Consider the following 14,575-nt stretch of genomic DNA (forward strand, 5'->3'; position numbering starts at 1 on the left):
TGGTCTACTCCTAATTATTTAATTGTTCGTTGTTTTAGTAAAAAACTTTGGTCGTACTAGTCTTGAATTATAATCAGAAGCTGAAATACGTCGATTAACGACTAACAAGATTTGCAGCATCGTGAATACCAATGAGCTATGCCGCGGATAAACAATGTACCGCGAAACCCACTTCGTAACATATTTGTTCTTGTAGGATTTTAAACCAGCAAAACTGAAAAAACGGTAACCATATTGATAAATTAAATGCGCCACACGCTCGCCTAAAAAGGCATGCTGGTAGATGCCAACGTTAGCCAGCGGTGCCATCCCCATATTGAAATAATGATAGCCTTCATCGCGGCTTTGATAAAACAAATTAATGAAGACTTGATCCATAATCCCTGACGGCGCTTGTTGACTATATCGCATTAAATCAATGCTTGTGACTTCATGATCTCCTGTTGGCATTAAATTGGCAAAAGCCACTAATTGTCCTTTTTGATCGCGCACCACGGCAATCGAGGTTTGTTCTAAATAATAACGATCAAAGAAACCTAACGAAAAGCCTTTTTCTGTCTTACCAGCGAGCCAGCTATCTGAGATTGATTTTAACTGGGCAAAATCTTGATCGGAAAAAGGTGGCTCCAGCATGCCAAAGGTGTACCCTTCGCGTTTGAACCGATTCATTAAAGCACGCTGTCCCTTATGTTTATTCCCATGAATGTTAAATTCTGGCAGCGAGACAAAGCCTTCTTCACCAAACTTAATAAAGTCATAACCAAATTCATGCATCAGCATCGTGAATAAATCGGATACTTCGTAAAAAACCACCAATAGATTCTGCTTATCTGCCGCAGCTATAAAATCTTGAATCGCCTCTGTCAGATAAACTTGATCACCCACAGGCTCCCCCATCACAATTAACTTATTCGTTTTCTTACGAAATAAAAAGAATATTTTATCTTCGCCATCAACTTGATAATAATATACTGCTTTATCACGTAAAAAAGCCAAATGGCTGACTTCGTTGCCGCCATATGTGTCAATAACGTGTTTGATTCGTTGCGCATCAAAACCTGCATCTAAGGATTGACCGCCATGACTCAAATAATTTTGTACTAATAACAGGACCAATGCAGCAATGATCACAATAATCAAACCCATGAACCATAAACGCTCTGAGGGAAATAGTAATGCCTCAGGAACTGGGTGCCGATGGTGAATTCGTGGTGAATTAAAGAAACCAACCAAAGCATATAAAACAAATGTCAAAGTATAAACTCCGCCATCCAACAATCGCCCACCCCAAGAGGGTTCTAAACGGTCACGAAAGAGTTCATTTTTAGTCAAGATCATAGCAATTAATACCAACACAAAAATTACTAGCAAAGTTACAGAAAAATCCCGCACCAAAGTGTTCGCAATGGCAATGAGTAACACGAACAAAGTAGGCCAAAAAGACCGCTGCACTCGATTCGCTACCCCTCGAGCTAAACCGATCAACAAGAAAGCCACAATAATATTTGAAGTACGATCTAAAAAGGCGAATAGATAAGGATATAGTTCAGAAATAAAATGTGCTGTTCTGATCCAATTAGGCACCGTTGCTGCTAGCAACATGATGATTGCTGAAGCATAGAGAAATACAACGACTAAGCCATGGGCAAATTTACTTAGCGCTTGCTTAGGAATATCATCTAAGTACTTATTAATACGCCCACCAGCATCTTGAACAAAGAACACCAAGCCGATGATGAATGGCACAATATAGTAAAAAATCCGATAGAATAATAGCCAAACAACAGCAACCCCCGGATCAATACCAACCGCCCGTAACCCAAGAATCATAAAGACATCGAACGTACCGACTGCGCCGGGTATCATCGAAACAACCCCAACCACATTTGCAATCATAAACAGTGGAAAGACAGCTGCTAAATTTTTCATACCCATGAAATAGCCGATAATTAGGAAAAAAACACCAGCAAAGCCCCATTCAAATAATGAACCAATTGCTAAGCGTAATTCTTTTTTTAAATTTAAATCACTGAAGAACTCAGATTCACGCATATGAGTCACTAATAATAAGCTAGGCGTATATAACGAACCACCTACTAGCCAGATCCAGTAGGTCGCAAAAACAGAGCCAGTGTGAAAGACAAAAATCAATATCAAAGACACTAAACTAAGTAAAGATAATCCAGATAAAAGAAAGAGTGCAATTTTGGAAATGGCAAATAATATCTGTTTGCGAGAAGCATTCTTACCATAAAAATTAGCTCGCAGTGTTGCCCCCAGTACGCCACCAAAGCCAATCAGGTTATTGAACGTATTAACGGTCCAACCTGCTTTTAAAATATACTTAGTTGGTGCGCGCTCTGGCAAAAAGTCCTGGATTTCAAAATCATAGTTCAACATTGGTGTCACTGCCACCAACCCGAGCACCAACATCAATAAAATCGTTAATGGGCTCTGACTGCTTAAACTAGCCAGCAATTGTTGGCGATCGATGTCTCTGCCAATCCGACCGATTTCTAAAATCACAAAAATCAATACAGACAGAATAAAAATAGCTTTTAATAACGCTTTATGACTAATCACAAAACCCTTTAATTTTGCATACATGCGCTTCAAATCGAATTCCTCCAACTAATAATAGCCCTATTATACATGATTTTAAGTCGAACCACATGGAAGTGACAGGATTGTTAGGCAGTGATGTTTAAATATTCATAATTCATCTTAAGCATTTTGGACCCAATTAAGCGTAACAAAAAAAGCCAAGAACTCTGCTATCAGAATTCTTGACTTCATAATTAAAAGATGATTATTTCAAAGTAACCGTTGCGCCAACAGCTTCAAGTGTTTCCTTCATCTTTTCAGCGTCTTCTTTAGAAACGCCTTCTTTAAGAACTGAAGGTGCGTTATCAACTAAGCCCTTAGCATCTTTCAAGCCAAGTTCAGTAATTGTACGAACTTCCTTGATAACTTTAACTTTTTCTTGACCTGCTTCAGTCAATTCAACGTCAAATTCAGTCTTTTCAGCAGCGCCACCATCAGCACCTGCAGCACCTGCAGCTGCAACTGGAGCAGCTGCAGAAACACCGAATTCATCTTCAATTGCTTTTACTAAATCGCTCAATTCTAAAACAGAAGCGTCTTTTAATTGATCGACGATTGCATTTACATCTAATGCCATGTTTTGTATCCTCCAATTAATCTTGTTTTATTGTGTGATAATTAAGCAGCAGAGTCGTCGCCCTTGCTATCAGCAACTGCCTTAACAGCATATGCCACATTGCGAACTGGTGCTTGTAATACAGAAAGCAACATTGATAGTAGACCTTCGCGACTTGGAAGCTTGGATAATTGATCGATTTGTTCGAGTGTTGCAACTTTACCTTCGATCATACCACCTTTGATCTCAATAGCATCAACGCCTTGAGCAAACTTAGCAATGATCCGAGCTGGAGCAACAACATCGTCATAAGAAACAGCAACAGCAGTTGGACCAGAGAATGTTTCGTCTAAGCCTTCATAACCTACTTTGTCAGCTGCCCGACGTAAATAAGTATTCTTAACAACAGCGAATTCGATATTTTCTTCACGTAATTGTGCCCGTAAATTAGTAACTTCTTCAACTGTTAAGCCTAAATAGTCAACAACAACGATAGATTTAGCTTTTTGAAACTTCTCAACGATAGCTTCAACAGCTTCTGCTTTCTTTGCTACGATTTTTTCGTTAGCCAATTAGTTCACCTCCAAATAAAGTTTGGTTTGGAGTATAAAAAAACTCCATGCCCACCTAGACATAGAGGTATCTTAAATCAATACGTCTCCTCGGCAGGGTATTAAGACAAAATGTCACCTGAGTCTTAGGCAGTAAAACAACCGGTATTAAGAATAGCATAAATGGTTTCTAGCGTCAATAAAATATTTAAAAACTAGGTTGACTCTTCTCAGTATTGACAACTGTATTAATCAGTATACAATACTACATATTGTAGTTATCAAAACTAACGTTGCTAGGAGTCCTCCACCATGTCCGTAAAAATAGGCTTACTCGTTGATTCTGCCTCTGATATTCCTGCCGAAATTGCCAAGCAGGATAATGTTGAAATTGTGCCATTAATCGTAAACTACGATCATACTGAATATTTTGACCGCCAAACAATCCAACCCGAAGAAGTTTATCAGTTGCTTGACCAAGATAAAATCCCCAAAACGGCCAGTCCTACAATTGGTCTCGTCCAAAAGGGTATCGAGCATTTAGTGGCAAAGGGTTACCACCAAATTATTGCCGTAACTATTTCTAGTGGTCTATCTATCACGAATCAAGTCTTTATTGCAGCTGCACAGCAAAACGATGCATTGGAAATGTCGGTTGTTGATTCAAAAAGTGTTGGTATCGGCAGCGGGTTGATTGCGGCCTATGCACAAGATCTAATTAATGAACATCTTGATTTTAAGGTAATTGTCGATCGTATATCTAAATCAGTTCGTCTGAGTCGAGTCTACTTTTATATTCCCACTATGAAATATCTAATTGCTGGTGGCCGAATTGGCAAAGTTGCTGGTATTTTAGGTTCAGCTTTAGGGATCAAACCTGTTATTTCTTGTGATACAGAAGGGATTTATTATCCAATTATCAAATCACGCTCAGAAACAAAGGCACTCAATAAACTAGTCAACATTGCAGTTGGACAGGCACAAAAAGCAGCCCACTTCAAAATTGCAGTAGCTCAAGGCAACGATACCAGCCTGATGCACCGCTTAGTAGATAAAATCAGCGCCCAATTGCCGATGGAAAAGATATATACTGGAAGTGTGTCACCAGCATTAGCAGTTCATACTGGTCCTGGATTAGTGGGGATTGCTGTCCAAGCAAATTAGGAATTGAGGCGTGTTATTTTGACTGCAAATCATACGGTAATAGCCAAACTACCAAATTGGGATGACTTACCCAGCTTTGGTCTACAATTAAAACAACTGATCGAGGTAGCGAACTCATTCATTGTACCAATCACTGGTCAACAGATCACAAAAACAATGATTCAAAACTATTTCAAAGATGGCGTATTAGATACACCGGAGCATCAAACCTATGAACGTAAACAAGTTGCTGGCGCTATCGTTGTCGGCATGTTAAAAAATGTATTTTCCTTAAATGAAATTCGCAATGGCCTACATTGGATCCTAACTGAATCCGCCCCACAATCAGGTTATGACAATTTTGTAAATATATTCAATGAGCAAGCTGCTGAAAATCTATTGGAACCCAAATCACTGAAAAAAATCAAATTAAAATCGCCGTCTCAATCAACGATCATGCAATATGGGGCAGTACAGACCGTGCTTTTTTGGTTATTTACAAAAAACTTCTTACAGGATGGCAGTCGTTCAGGGTCCACAACCTAGACGAAAATTCGTCTTTGATGGCGTACGTACTTACTAAGTAGTTTGCTTGTTGCTTAAACAAAATAATAAGCACTTAGACAGTAATATACTCGCGAAAATTGTAACAACGAAACATGCCTAATCAGGCAAAGCTAGTATCTATAAACCACTTTTAAATCTAAATTGGGTATAAAAAAAGAACTCAGAAGTAAAACTAACGTCATGTTTCTGAGTTCTTTTTATTTAACATTAATTAAAATGAAGCAACGTCAACTTTGATACCAGGGCCGAAAGTAGAAGTTACCGTCAAGCTCTTGATAAAAGTACCTTTAGCTGATGCTGGACGTGCACGAACAATTGTGTCTTCCAAAGTACGGAAGTTTTCTAATAATTGTTCATTGGTAAATGAAACTTTACCAATTGGTGCATGGATAATACCTTGTTTGTCAACACGGTAAGTTACTTGACCAGCTTTAATATCATTAACAGCTTTAGTTACATCCATTGTAACCGTACCAGTCTTAGGATTTGGCATTAAGCCTTTAGGTCCTAATACACGACCTAAACGACCAACTTTAGCCATCATTGGTGGTGTGGCTACAGCGACGTCAAAATCTAACCAACCGTCAGAAATGCGTTCTACTAAGTCATCAGAACCAACGATATCAGCGCCAGCTTCTTCAGCTTGGCGTGCTTGTTCACCTTCAGCAAAAACGATGACTTTTTGAGTTTTACCAGTACCATTAGGTAAAACCAAAGCACCACGGATTTGTTGATCAGCTTGTTTTGGATCTACAGATAAATTGTAAGCAACTTCAACAGTTGCATCGAACTTAGCGTAGTTTGTCTTCTTAACTAAATCGACAGCTTCGTCAACAGCATAACTTTTGTTTGCTTCGACGAGCTTAGCTGCTTCGATGTATTTCTTGCCTCTTTTGGCCATGAATTTTTCCTCCTTGCAAATGTGGTCACAGGGTTTTGACCCTCCCACCTGATTTAACAGTTTTAACTGTCAATCCGACATACTAAAAGCTGGTTTTAGTCTTCGACAGTGAAGCCCATACTTCTAGCTGTACCTTCAACCATGCGCATTGCAGCTTCAACGTCTGCTGCGTTTAGGTCTTGCATTTTTGTTTCAGCGATTTGGCGAACTTGATCTTTAGTTACCTTAGCAACTTTTTTAGTGTTTGGTTCACCTGAACCGTGTTCAACACCGGCAGCTTTCTTCAATAGAACAGCAGCTGGTGGGGTCTTGGTAACGAAGTCAAATGAACGATCCTCGTAAACAGTGATCACAACAGGAATGATCATGCCTGCTTGATCAGCAGTGCGTGCATTAAAGTCCTTTGTGAAACCCATGATGTTGATACCAGCTTGACCTAAAGCTGGACCTACTGGAGGAGCTGGAGTTGCTTTACCAGCAGGAATTTGCAATTTAACAATGTTTGCTACTTTTTTTGCCACGAGACATTGCCTCCTTTAGTCCGTGTTGTGGTGTAATGGAGTTATAAAATTTCTCCTCCCACGGTGTATCTAAACATACTTGAAGAATATAACACGTTCTCCTGCGTTAATCAAGGTAAACTTTGTTAAAATAGACCTATAAAAGGAGGCGCTAATCAAATGTTATCTGCTTTAATGACCGCTCAATTGATCCGCCAAAATAAAATTAGCTTAACCGAACTGCTAGCTGATACAGAAGCTAAAATTAAGTCATTGAATCCCCAATTAAATGCGGTGACCTATACCCGGTTTGCAGCTGCTCGCCAAGAAGCCATGCACTTAAGTGATACGGGACAGCCTTTTTTCGGCGTACCCTTATTGCTCAAAGGCCTCGGTCAAAATCTCAAAGGTACACCGAACACAATGGGGTCTAAACTGTTAGCCCATCAAATTGCGGCTCAAACCGATCATTTTGTTCGTCGCTTGCAAGCACTGGGCTTCATTATCGTGGGCCAAACAAATACACCTGAATTTGGCTTTAAAAATATCACAGATCCGCGACTCTATGGTCCCAGTCATAATCCCTGGCAATTGGGGCATACACCAGGTGGCTCTTCTGGCGGTGCAGCTAGTGCCTTAGCTAGCGGCATGGTTCCCTTAGTGACTGGCAGTGATGGCGGCGGCTCCATCCGAATTCCAGCAGCATTTTCAGGCTTGATTGGGCTAAAACCCACCCGCGGCCGCGTTCCAGTTGGTCCAGGAGAATATCGCAGTTGGCAAGGGGCTGCCATTAACTTCGCTTTAACAACAAATATCGCTGATACAGCGGCTTTATTACAAGGCTTACAAACGTTGCAAGCCGCCGCACCCTTTCAAACCCCTTTGATTCCAACAGCGGCTTTTCAAAATCTAACGTCAACACACACCATCAAAACAATTGCGTATACCACCGAATCACCGGTGGGCACTCCCGTCAGCGCAGTTGCCCAGACTGCTGTTATGCAAGCCGTCACCTTTTTACGGCAGCAAGGTTTTCGTGTTGTTGAGGCTCAACCAGAGCTTGATGGTCAGGCTTTAATGCGCAGTTATTTCACCATGAATGCTGGCGAAACGGCCGCGATGATCGCCGCTCTTGAAAAGCAGCACCAGAGAGCTGTTATCGCTAACGATATTGAGCCAATTTCATGGGCCATTTATCAAGCTGGGCGACATACAACAGCCGCTGAATATAGTTCAGCCTTAAATCTTTGGGATCAAGCTAGCCAAGTTATGGCAGACTTTATGAGCAATTATGACTTATATCTGACGCCGACAACAGCTTGGCCAGCACCTGAAATTAAAACGCCACTGCAGTCACCTTTACTGCAAACACAAATCGCCCATGTTCAAGACTTAGCGCCACAAGAACAAAAAAATCTGATTTATGATCTATTTTATGAGAGTCTCGTCTATTCGCCATTTACCCAACTTGCGAATCTTACTGGACAACCAGCCATCAGTTTACCCACCGCTTTGGATGACAAAGCAAGCTTACCTTTGGGTATTCAATTTATGGCTCGTAAAGGCGCCGAAATTGAGCTCTTACAAATTGGCCGCTTATTCGAAAGTCAAAATCAATTTCACTTATTGCACCCGCTAAATATGTCCCTTTAATCTTGTCATTTGATCCGCGTAAAAAGCAGACAGTGAGATCAAAGGTGTTGCCTTTTGGCACACGTTTAAACTAAAATTATTCGCAAACAAATAGAGGGCGAAAACAAAATGTTAGTTTTGTCTTCACCCTCTATTTGTTTACCTAACCAGCATGGTTACGCTTCTTTTAATGGTGTCAGCCATAAAAAATCAATAATATTCAAATCTACCAAGCTATTTTCGTGCAGTAAGCTATGCGCTGCATTGGCGCCGCGAATCACTGCCTGTTTATAGAGATGCTGTGTCGGCGCCAAAATGAACCCCAATGCTAACCCACTATCAGCTGAAACACTGCCATCGTGCTGTACATGCGTGGTTGGCAAAATATTACCCACAATATTCAAAAAATGAATTGGCTCTTGTAACTTCTGTAAATGCGTCCTTAGATAAACATAAATTGGCGTGACCTTTTCTGGCCCTTTTTTAGTCAGTGGATAACTAAAGATCTTCTTAGTATCCTTACCGAGTTCAAAATCATTGAAAGGTCCGGCGATCGTTACAACGCGCTTAACCTTGGGTAAATCAGGCTGATCCGCATAACGGGCACAATAAACGGCCGCTGTGACGGCCCCCATAGAATGGCCAACTAAGTTAACAGAAGCAACCCCTTTTTTAAATAAATCATGCGTCAAATGCTGCAGCCAGTCACTCTGCTGCAGTACTGAAGCCGTTGCTTGCTGGAAAAGAACTTGAATACAAGGATTTTGTGCTTGTGCTATATCTCCTAACGAACCAACAACAGTGTATGACCCATCTTGATAGATTTTCACTCGTGCGACTGTTTCAGCAATATTTGCTTGCCACAAGCGGTGCAAAAGATGACCAAAAGAATATCGATTACCATGATACCCATGTATAAAAAGCGTGGGGCGATGCTGATATGAAAAATGTTCCCGTGCTGTTATAGGAACGCCAATAAACACGTTTAAGCGCCAACGATCCCATAAAAATATAAACACGGCAATCACAAGTAAAAGTAGCCCTACGATCAAAACCTCTCGCAATGACATCGCCTCATACGATTAATTAGATTTTATCGACTTGTTCATAGTCAAGTTCGGCACTAGTTTCACGGCCAAACATTTCAATATTAACTTTTAACTTAAATTTCTCTTTATCAACTTCCGTGATCTCGCCGACCATACCACTAAAAGCACCATCAGAAATTTTAACAGATTCACCAACTTCAAAGTCGACATCTGAATGACGCTTGCTCATCCCTAATTGATGCAAAATACTTTGAATTTCATCATCTAAAAGTGGTGCCGGTTTACTCCCAGCACCGTGACTGCCCACAAAGCCAGTCACGCCTGGCGTATTACGAACAACGAACCAAGATTGATCCGTCATGACCATTTCGACCAAGACGTAACCGGGAAAAGTCTTTTTCATAATTTCTTTATCTTTGCCATTTTTAATTTCGTGTTCTTCTTCTTCTGGAACCACAACCCGGAAAATATAGTCTTCCATACCCATCGTATGGGCCCGAGACTCCAAATTAGCTTTAACTTTATTTTCATATCCAGAATACGTGTGTAGGACGTACCATTGTTTCTCAGCTGATTCAACCATTTTATAAACTCCTTTTGAAATTTAACTGCAAAATAAAAAAACTCCACAACGGAAGTTTTTCTCAACAAAATTATACCAAAATTAATGACAAATACCTAATTATTTCAAAATAAACATCTGTAATAATTTTAATAGAACCCAATCAACCCCGGCAAAGAAAAGGGCAAATAATATGGAAGTCACCAAAACAGTCCCAGTATCATGCCGATTTTCCTTTGCAGTGGGCCAGGTGGTCAATTTCATTTCAGCGATAACGCTTTTGATAAATTTACTCATTTATAACTACCCCTGCTACTTAGCGCGTCTCCTTATGGAGCGTATATTTACCACAATGACGACAAAACTTCTTGACCTCTAGTCTTGCATTACGTTCAGGTTTCACGGTAATTGTATAGTTACGTGACCCACAAACGGTACAAGCTAAGGCAGCTTTTTTAACAGCCATCTAAGCCTCCAAATTAATAACGGAAGTTAAAACACACAAATAACCTTAGCACGCCAGATAGAAATAAGTCAACTCATAATTGTTCATTATGACCATATTCCTCTCGCAAATACTGACGAAACTTCTTACGCACCCGTTGCTGAGCATTCTTGACCGTTTCACGGCTAAAATGCAAAGATCTTTCAATATCTGTGAGTGTCTTGCGGCCCAAAATAACCAACAGTGCCTGTAGTTCAACCTGCGACAAGCGTTTAGCAAAGGTTCGATAATCCGTCAAAGGTATTTCCAAACGTACCGTAGATTCTTGCAAGCTGGCAATATAAGGAACATTTGGTTTTTCCATCAATACTTCAAAAGAACTTGCTTGATGGTCAGCTAAGCGTTTCTTAGCCAATTGCCGTCGGATCCGTGAGTGCACGGCATTTTCAAATCTCAACTTAAAGAAGCTGCCAAAACGCGAACCAGAGTTAGGATCAAACTTTAGGCAAGTCAGGTAACATTCTAAGCGTGCGTCTTGTAACCAATCATCTGTCTCATACAAATGTAGATGATATCGACCCATGACTGCAAAAATCAGTGGTTTATATTTTTCAAGTAAATTTTCTAAAGCCTCTGAAGCCCAAATACCATTTTCACGCACTTGATCAACTAACCTTAACTCTTCTTGATAATTTATTTCTGCCAAAATAAGCTCCTTGCTCTCAAACACAAGCTCTTTGGCAAAGTTAATATATCACGTTTAGCGCCGGCGTGAAAGCAAACGAGCGTTCAAATTATCATAAAATATATTTTAAAAATTGCTTTATTTTCCTAGCTGATCTCTGATTTTTTCTAATAAAAGTAGTTGATGCCGGGACCATGGCAGATTACGTTTATTGGCAGCATCATAATGTTTCGCATCTGACTGGATTTCTTGTCGGGTACGTTTCATTTGTCGATAAAGCTCATAGGCAGAAACACGCAACGCGCCCCGTGAAAATACCGTCCACTGTTCCGCCTGATCACTAGTAGCCACAGTAACTTGATTCAATGGCTGATTTAATTGTTCCGCCAAAGCTTCGATGTAGCTATCTGCCGTTTGATCTTCCTGAGTATAAACAACTTCAATATTAAATTGATTGAAATTTTCTTTGATACCAGGGACATACATCGCGTCAAAAACCAAAATAATACGCATATCCGGTTCATATTTTTTATATTCTGATAATTGATCCAAAAGGTTATCCCGAGCATCCTTTAGATGATTTTCTTTTTTCATCTTGGCTAACTCCGGCCAGTTCCCGATCATGTTATAGCCATCCACAATTAGGATCTCGTGTCTCATGATTTTACCTCGAGGGGATGGCGTGAATTATAGGCTTGATATAATAAAACTCCTGCAGCAACGCTGGCGTTCAAGCTTTGGACATGCCCTTGCATCGGGATACTGAGGGTTGCGTCCATTTGCTTTGCCACATTAGGTGAAATCCCCTTACCTTCATTACCGATCACTAAAGCTGTGGCACCCTTCGCATTCCAGGTCCGATAATCGGCGCCAGTCATCGCGGTGCCAAATATCCAAACACCCTGATCTTTTAACTTCTGAATCGTTTGTGCCAAATTAGTAACTCGCGCCACCGGCACATAATTGACAGCACCAGTTGAAGTTTTAGCAACGATGTCCGTCAAACTAGCCGAACGCCGCTTAGGAATGATCACGCCATGAACGCCCATCGCATCACAAGTTCGCAAGATTGAGCCTAAATTATGAGGATCTTCCAAATTATCCAAAATCACAAATAAAGGATCTTCTTGTTTTGCCGCTGCTCGGGCGAATAAATCTTCCAAGGTCGCATAAGGTATTGGTGCCATCGAAACAACAATACCTTGGTGATTTTCTTTGGTTAATTGTTCTAACTTAGCTTTGGGTACTTTCTGTAAAATCAATCGTTTATCTTTAGCAAGTGCCTGAATTTCATTGGCAAACTTAGGCTGAATCGTATCCAGCATGAAAATCTTGTTGACTCGCTGGACAGCCTCACTTTTCAAAACACTTAAGACCGCATGACGGCCATAAATAAATTCTATATCTGGCTGTGGCTCTACGGCGGGCTTTGCTGCTTGTTTATTTGGGTGTTTACTCACGTGTTTTCCCCGCTTCCACTTGATCAATACACCAGTGTGCGATTTCGGCAATTCGTTGCTGCTCTTGATTTAATTTTAAATAGCCAAAAACAGATTCAAATCCCGTTGAAATTCGATAAGTTGTCGTATCCGTATTTTTTGCTTTTGTATAGCTTTTGGCATTACGCCCACGTTTATACATGGCCGTCTCCGATTCAGTTAAGAAGTTGGCTGCTGTCATTAAATGAATTAAAGCAGCCTGCGCCTTAGCGGAGACGAATTCTTTGGAATGTCTTTGTAATAGTGCTGGTTTAGTAATACCTTTGTTCAGTAAATGCTCTCGAACAAAGACTTCATAAACGGCATCTCCTAAATAGGCTAGATCGATACCATTCAATAATTCTGGTTTCATGCGCGGCGCCACCTCGTTCCTTGTGGTGTATCTTCTAATAAAATACCTTCAGACTTCAATTGATCCCGAATGGCATCACTTTGAGCAAAATCTTTGTTAGCTCGAGCTTCATCACGCTGCTGAATTAAGGTCTCTACTTCAGAATCCAACAATTCATTGAGCTTAAACTTCAAACCAAAAATACCTGTCAAATCTAGGAAAACCCCTTGCAGCAGTTCTAAAGTATCCAAATAAACAGTTGTTTCATTAGCGTAGTTGTTCATGATCTTAGCCAATTCATAAATCTCAGTCATCCCATTTTGAGCATTGAAATCGTCGTCCATCGCTTCGATAAAGCCACCTTTAATGGTTGCGACTGCTTCATTAACTGCCTGATCTGCACCAGTTTCAGCATCTTTAAAGCGATAATTAAGATTTGTCAGCGCATTTTGCAATTTTTCCAAATTACTTTTAGCATCAGCCAAGCTCTTTTGCGAATAACGAATGGGCCGCCGATATTGTGTTGTCGCCATTAAGAAGCGAATCACTTGTGGATCCACTTCCTTGACCAAGTCATGGACGGTCACAAAATTACCTAGTGATTTAGACATTTTTTCGTCGTCGTCGCCAATCGTTACAAACCCATTATGGAGCCAATAATTCGCAAATTTCTTACCTGTTTTGGCTTCGCTTTGCGCAATTTCATTCTCATGATGGGGAAATTCAAGATCTTGACCGCCGCCATGAATATCCAAAGTATCCCCTAAATACTTAGTAGACATGACGGAACATTCAATGTGCCAGCCGGGACGACCTTCGCCCCAAGGAGACGGCCAACTGATCTCACCAGGTTTGGCACTTTTCCACAAAGCAAAATCGATGGGATCTTCTTTTTTGGCTAATTCTTCGGCAACAACGTGTTGGCTTGCGCCAGCCTCTAATTCATCAATATTTTGATCCGACAGTTCACCGTAATGCTTAAACTTACGAGCCCAATAATAGACATCACCATCAGATTCATAAGCATAGCCTTTAGTAATCAATACTTTAATAAATTCAATGATCTCGGTAATATTTTCGCTTGCCCGCGGATTTGCCGTGGCTGGTGCCACATTGAGCTGCGCCACATCTTGTTTAAACGCGGCAATGTAACGCTTGGCGATTTCAGGAACAGTGGTATGTTCCGCATTTGCTTCGTTGATCATTTTATCATCTACATCAGTAAAATTAGAGACATAATTGACTTGATATCCACGATATTCTAAGTAGCGTCGAATCGTATCAAATGCGATCACGCTGCGTGCATTGCCAATATGGATATAATTATAAACGGTTGGACCACAGACATACATATTTACCACATTCGGCTTAATCGTATGAAATGGTTCTTTTTCACGTGTCAATGTATTAAAAACACGAAGCATAAGCATCCTCCTAATGACTTTATTATCCTTATAGACTAATTCTACTTAATTCCAGAAAGGAGCGCAAAATATTCGTTTCTGTGCATAGAGCCAATATCTCAATTGCGATACGACTTAGCTTTTGAA

General features: G+C 40.5%; 17 protein-coding genes and 1 other annotated feature. Of the genes, 3 read left to right on the top strand and 14 right to left on the bottom strand.

Features of this window, described 5'->3' with window-relative positions; all coding sequences use genetic code 11:
- Nucleotides 1-18: 18 nt before the first annotated feature.
- From mprF to rplJ, 3 genes are all read right to left on the bottom strand, one after another.
- On the bottom strand, nucleotides 19-2,616 hold the full coding sequence (gene mprF, locus ACNAN0_RS09045) for a bifunctional lysylphosphatidylglycerol flippase/synthetase MprF (RefSeq protein ID WP_416353127.1): 2,598 nt from the start codon (nucleotides 2,614-2,616) through the stop codon (nucleotides 19-21).
- Between the two features lie 193 nt (nucleotides 2,617-2,809).
- Entirely contained in the window at nucleotides 2,810-3,181 is a 372-nt protein-coding gene (gene rplL, locus ACNAN0_RS09050) for a 50S ribosomal protein L7/L12 (protein WP_230912668.1), read from the bottom strand.
- A gap of 41 nt (nucleotides 3,182-3,222) precedes the next feature.
- Entirely contained in the window at nucleotides 3,223-3,732 is a 510-nt protein-coding gene (gene rplJ / locus ACNAN0_RS09055) for a 50S ribosomal protein L10 (protein WP_230912667.1), read from the bottom strand.
- 28 nt (nucleotides 3,733-3,760) lie between these two features.
- Nucleotides 3,761-3,880 (bottom strand) — a sequence feature (ribosomal protein L10 leader region).
- A gap of 143 nt (nucleotides 3,881-4,023) precedes the next feature.
- Between rplJ and ACNAN0_RS09060 the strand changes: the two genes are divergently transcribed.
- Together ACNAN0_RS09060 and ACNAN0_RS09065 are read left to right on the top strand one after the other, a co-directional pair.
- The gene (locus ACNAN0_RS09060) at nucleotides 4,024-4,875 is read left to right on the top strand and encodes a DegV family protein (protein WP_230912666.1); all 852 of its coding nucleotides are present in this window, start codon (nucleotides 4,024-4,026) and stop codon (nucleotides 4,873-4,875) included.
- A gap of 18 nt (nucleotides 4,876-4,893) precedes the next feature.
- Nucleotides 4,894-5,400 carry a DUF1836 domain-containing protein gene (locus ACNAN0_RS09065; RefSeq protein ID WP_416353128.1) on the top strand — a complete coding sequence of 169 codons (507 nt, stop codon included), beginning with the start codon at nucleotides 4,894-4,896 and terminating at the stop codon, nucleotides 5,398-5,400.
- Nucleotides 5,401-5,632: 232 nt separating this feature from the next.
- On the opposite strand, the gene rplA is transcribed toward ACNAN0_RS09065, so the two are convergent.
- Nucleotides 5,633-6,322: a 50S ribosomal protein L1 gene (gene rplA, locus ACNAN0_RS09070; RefSeq protein WP_230912664.1), complete on the bottom strand. Its 690-nt coding sequence runs from the start codon at nucleotides 6,320-6,322 to the stop codon at nucleotides 5,633-5,635.
- A 95-nt stretch (nucleotides 6,323-6,417) separates the two neighbouring features.
- Entirely contained in the window at nucleotides 6,418-6,843 is a 426-nt protein-coding gene (gene rplK / locus ACNAN0_RS09075) for a 50S ribosomal protein L11 (protein ID WP_230912663.1), read from the bottom strand.
- A gap of 159 nt (nucleotides 6,844-7,002) precedes the next feature.
- Between rplK and ACNAN0_RS09080 the strand changes: the two genes are divergently transcribed.
- Nucleotides 7,003-8,475, top strand: coding sequence for an amidase (locus tag ACNAN0_RS09080; protein ID WP_230912662.1), 1,473 nt, complete (start codon nucleotides 7,003-7,005; stop codon nucleotides 8,473-8,475).
- Nucleotides 8,476-8,630: 155 nt separating this feature from the next.
- On the opposite strand, the gene ACNAN0_RS09085 is transcribed toward ACNAN0_RS09080, so the two are convergent.
- The 9 genes from ACNAN0_RS09085 to cysS form a co-directional block, all read right to left on the bottom strand.
- On the bottom strand, nucleotides 8,631-9,506 hold the full coding sequence (locus ACNAN0_RS09085) for an alpha/beta fold hydrolase (protein WP_416353129.1): 876 nt from the start codon (nucleotides 9,504-9,506) through the stop codon (nucleotides 8,631-8,633).
- A 34-nt stretch (nucleotides 9,507-9,540) separates the two neighbouring features.
- Entirely contained in the window at nucleotides 9,541-10,086 is a 546-nt protein-coding gene (gene nusG, locus ACNAN0_RS09090; protein ID WP_230912660.1) for a transcription termination/antitermination protein NusG, read from the bottom strand.
- A 99-nt stretch (nucleotides 10,087-10,185) separates the two neighbouring features.
- Entirely contained in the window at nucleotides 10,186-10,362 is a 177-nt protein-coding gene (secE, locus tag ACNAN0_RS09095; protein WP_230912659.1) for a preprotein translocase subunit SecE, read from the bottom strand.
- A gap of 19 nt (nucleotides 10,363-10,381) precedes the next feature.
- Complete coding sequence (gene rpmG, locus ACNAN0_RS09100; RefSeq protein WP_230912658.1) at nucleotides 10,382-10,531, bottom strand: 50S ribosomal protein L33; 150 nt, start codon at nucleotides 10,529-10,531, stop codon at nucleotides 10,382-10,384.
- Between the two features lie 73 nt (nucleotides 10,532-10,604).
- Nucleotides 10,605-11,216 (bottom strand): sigma-70 family RNA polymerase sigma factor, encoded by a 612-nt coding sequence (locus tag ACNAN0_RS09105; protein WP_230912657.1) that lies wholly within the window; start codon nucleotides 11,214-11,216, stop codon nucleotides 10,605-10,607.
- Nucleotides 11,217-11,333: 117 nt separating this feature from the next.
- Nucleotides 11,334-11,855 carry an NYN domain-containing protein gene (locus ACNAN0_RS09110; RefSeq protein ID WP_230912656.1) on the bottom strand — a complete coding sequence of 174 codons (522 nt, stop codon included), beginning with the start codon at nucleotides 11,853-11,855 and terminating at the stop codon, nucleotides 11,334-11,336.
- Complete coding sequence (gene rlmB / locus ACNAN0_RS09115) at nucleotides 11,852-12,655, bottom strand: 23S rRNA (guanosine(2251)-2'-O)-methyltransferase RlmB (RefSeq protein WP_230912655.1); 804 nt, start codon at nucleotides 12,653-12,655, stop codon at nucleotides 11,852-11,854. Before rlmB ends, ACNAN0_RS09110 begins: the two co-directional genes overlap by 4 nt.
- Nucleotides 12,648-13,046, bottom strand: coding sequence for a Mini-ribonuclease 3 (locus tag ACNAN0_RS09120; RefSeq protein WP_230912654.1), 399 nt, complete (start codon nucleotides 13,044-13,046; stop codon nucleotides 12,648-12,650). Before ACNAN0_RS09120 ends, rlmB begins: the two co-directional genes overlap by 8 nt.
- Nucleotides 13,043-14,449, bottom strand: coding sequence for a cysteine--tRNA ligase (cysS, locus tag ACNAN0_RS09125; protein ID WP_416353130.1), 1,407 nt, complete (start codon nucleotides 14,447-14,449; stop codon nucleotides 13,043-13,045). The genes ACNAN0_RS09120 and cysS overlap by 4 nt, the downstream gene beginning before the upstream one ends.
- Nucleotides 14,450-14,575 lie beyond the last annotated feature (126 nt).

The organism is Agrilactobacillus fermenti (assembly GCF_047943045.1).
Classification (GTDB): Bacteria; Bacillota; Bacilli; order Lactobacillales; family Lactobacillaceae; genus Agrilactobacillus; species Agrilactobacillus fermenti.

Excerpts from the sequence above, each read along its gene's own strand:
- rplL (WP_230912668.1), bottom strand. The coding sequence starts at position 3,181 with ATGGCATTAGATGTAAATGCAATCGTCGATCAATTAAAAGACGCTTCT.
- ACNAN0_RS09060 (WP_230912666.1), top strand. The coding sequence starts at position 4,024 with ATGTCCGTAAAAATAGGCTTACTCGTTGATTCTGCCTCTGATATTCCT.
- rplA (WP_230912664.1), bottom strand. The coding sequence starts at position 6,322 with ATGGCCAAAAGAGGCAAGAAATACATCGAAGCAGCTAAGCTCGTCGAA.
- ACNAN0_RS09080 (WP_230912662.1), top strand. The coding sequence starts at position 7,003 with ATGTTATCTGCTTTAATGACCGCTCAATTGATCCGCCAAAATAAAATT.
- nusG (WP_230912660.1), bottom strand. The coding sequence starts at position 10,086 with ATGGTTGAATCAGCTGAGAAACAATGGTACGTCCTACACACGTATTCT.
- secE (WP_230912659.1), bottom strand. The coding sequence starts at position 10,362 with ATGAGTAAATTTATCAAAAGCGTTATCGCTGAAATGAAATTGACCACC.
- rpmG (WP_230912658.1), bottom strand. The coding sequence starts at position 10,531 with ATGGCTGTTAAAAAAGCTGCCTTAGCTTGTACCGTTTGTGGGTCACGT.
- ACNAN0_RS09110 (WP_230912656.1), bottom strand. The coding sequence starts at position 11,855 with ATGAGACACGAGATCCTAATTGTGGATGGCTATAACATGATCGGGAAC.
- ACNAN0_RS09120 (WP_230912654.1), bottom strand. The coding sequence starts at position 13,046 with ATGAAACCAGAATTATTGAATGGTATCGATCTAGCCTATTTAGGAGAT.
- cysS (WP_416353130.1), bottom strand. The coding sequence starts at position 14,449 with ATGCTTCGTGTTTTTAATACATTGACACGTGAAAAAGAACCATTTCAT.